The following is a 2,400-nucleotide window of genomic DNA, read 5'->3' on the forward strand; positions in this document are numbered from 1 at the left end:
GTACCGGTGGTCTCGTTTACCGGGGCCTCAGCGCTGTGAGGGCGGTAGCAAGCGGGCGAGCGCGGGCACGAGCACCCGTTGGTATCCCGAACCCGTCAGCCGAACCACGATGTCCAAGACCTTGGCGTCGGCTCCGACCAGCACCCGCGCCTTGTTCTTACGCACCGCGCCCAGGATGATCTGAGCGGCTCGTTCGGGGCTGGTGTGGGCCATTCGCTTGTCGAACGCTTTGGCCATCTCCGCCGCGTCGAGCCCCTCGACGGCGGTGGCATTGCGAGCGATCGCGGTCTTGATGCCACCCGGGTGCACCGTGGTCACTCCGACCGGATGGCCAGCCGCGATCATTTCCTGCCGCAGGGCCTCGGTGAAGCCGCGAACGGCGAACTTGGCCGCGTTGTACGCCGCCTGTCCCGGCACCGAGAACAAGCCGAAGACGCTGGAGATGTTGATGACGTGTCCGTCGCCGGACTCGATCAGGTACGGCAGGAACGCCTTGGTCCCGTTCAGCACGCCACCCCAATCGACGTCCATCACCCGATCGATGTCCTTGAAGTGGCAGAGCTCGATGTCGCCGCTGTGTGCGATGCCGGCGTTGTTGTAGATCTGGTTCACCTTGCCGAAGTGCTGGTGCACCGCGTCGGCGTAGGCGACGAAGGATTCGCGTTCGGTGACATCGAGCCGGTCCGCCTTGACCGGTGCACCGATTGCCTTGAGCTTCTCCTCGGTCTCTTTGAGCCCCTCGGTGTCGACGTCGCTGATGGCCAGGCTCGCGCCGGAGCGCCCCAGCTCGATGGCCAGCGCCCGTCCGATGCCTGATCCGGCGCCGGTGACGACGGCTACCTTGCCGGCGAACCCCTCCATGAAAGCCCTCCTCGTGTCGACTAAGCGTCGAGGCTAGTCGGTCACCAGGGGTACCGCTTGCACGCGGCTTACGGGAAGCCAGGTTGCCTTGATTGCCCTTGTGGCCGTTCGTCCGTCAGGTGGCAGGCCCCCTCCGCCGGCGCTCCCCGGGCCCAACTCGAAAAACGCTGGAAGCCGAGTGCCGCTCGGTTTGAGACCTTTCGTACGAAAATGCGCCGTTATACATGCGGCGGGCATCACTGCGCCGTAATGTAATTCCGGATGGGCGGCTAAACCGGCCATATATCACCAGTGAGCCATCCGCTCGCTTCTTACTTCAGTTTCGCTCTATGTGCTTGTTTGGGGGTTGGCGATGTCGTTCGTGGTGGCAGCTGTTGAGGCACTTGAGGCCGCTGTGACGGAAGTGGCCAGCATCGGTTCGAATATGACCGCGGCGTCTGCTGCGGCAACCGCTGCAACTACCGGGTTGCTGCCGGCGGCCGCGGACGAGGTCTCGGCGGCGGTAGCGTCGTTGTTCAATGGACACGCCCAGGCTTACCAGGCGCTCAGCACCGAGGTGGCAGCGTTTCACGGGCAGTTCGTGCAAGCAATGCGCGCCGGTACCGCCGCCTATGCCGCCGCCGAGGCCGCCAATGTCGGTCCTCTGCAGCCTGTGCTCGACCTGATCAATGCTCCGACTCAGGCGCTGCTCGGGCGCCCACTCGTCGGCGACGGCGCCGCCGGGACGGCGGGCAATCCTAACGGCGGGGCCGGTGGGATCCTGGCCGGCAACGGAGGCGCCGGCTTCACCCAAACGGCCAACGGCGTGGCCGGAGGTAACGGCGGAAGCGCCGGGCTCTTCGGCAACGGGGGTACCGGGGGTGGCGGCGGAGCCGGGGCCAGCGGCGGGGCCGGCGGCAGTGGCGGAATCCTGTACGGAAACGGCGGCGCGGGCGGTTTGGGAGGCGCTGCTCTGGCGGGCGTTAACAACGGGAATCCCGGCGCCGGCGGCGCCGGCGGCAACGCTTTGCTGTTCGGCAGCGGTGGAGCCGGCGGCCAGGGCGGCACGGGTCTGACCGGGATTACCGCCGTCACACCGGACAACGGCACTGCCAACACTGGCGCCACCGGCCAGGTCGCGACCCAGGTCGGCTTTACCGGTGGGGCCGGCGTCGATGGCACTCTCGGTCAGGTCGGCGGTACTGGTGGGACCGGCGGGTCTCCAGATTTCCTGTTCACCGGTACGGTCCCCGGCGCGGACACCAGTGGTGGCACCGGTGGCGTTGGCGGCGTTGGCGGATTTGGTAGCGACGCCGGGGCCGCCGGCACCGGCGGGATTGGCGGCGCCGGTGGTGTCGGGGGCAATGGCGGGCTGTTGTTCGGTAGCGGCGGGGCCGGCGGGCATGGTGGCACTGGCGGGACGGGCGGGGCCGGCGGCGTTGCTGCGAACGGTGGTGCTGGCGGTGCCGGCGGTAGCTCCACCTCTAGGTCCAGCTTTATCGCCGTCACCGCCGTCGGCGGAACCGGCGGCACCGGGGCGTGGCGGCGTCGGCGGCACGG

At 68.2% G+C, this 2,400-nt stretch carries 2 protein-coding genes; one reads left to right on the top strand and one right to left on the bottom strand.

Annotated elements, in window-relative coordinates; all coding sequences use genetic code 11:
- Nucleotides 1-27: 27 nt before the first annotated feature.
- Nucleotides 28-861, bottom strand: a complete 834-nt coding sequence (locus BN972_RS11320) for an SDR family NAD(P)-dependent oxidoreductase (RefSeq protein ID WP_036357670.1) — start codon at nucleotides 859-861, stop codon at nucleotides 28-30.
- 352 nt (nucleotides 862-1,213) lie between these two features.
- On the opposite strand from BN972_RS11320, the gene BN972_RS31005 reads away from it, so the two are divergent.
- Nucleotides 1,214-2,400, top strand: a 1,187-nt coding sequence (locus tag BN972_RS31005) for a PE family protein (protein WP_036360651.1), incomplete at its 3' end; no start/stop codon positions are given.

This window comes from Mycobacterium asiaticum DSM 44297 (assembly GCF_000613245.1).
GTDB lineage: Bacteria > Actinomycetota > Actinomycetes > Mycobacteriales > Mycobacteriaceae > Mycobacterium > Mycobacterium asiaticum.

Coding starts and splice junctions, on each gene's coding strand:
- BN972_RS11320 (WP_036357670.1), bottom strand. CDS start 861: ATGGAGGGGTTCGCCGGCAAGGTAGCCGTCGTCACCGGCGCCGGATCA.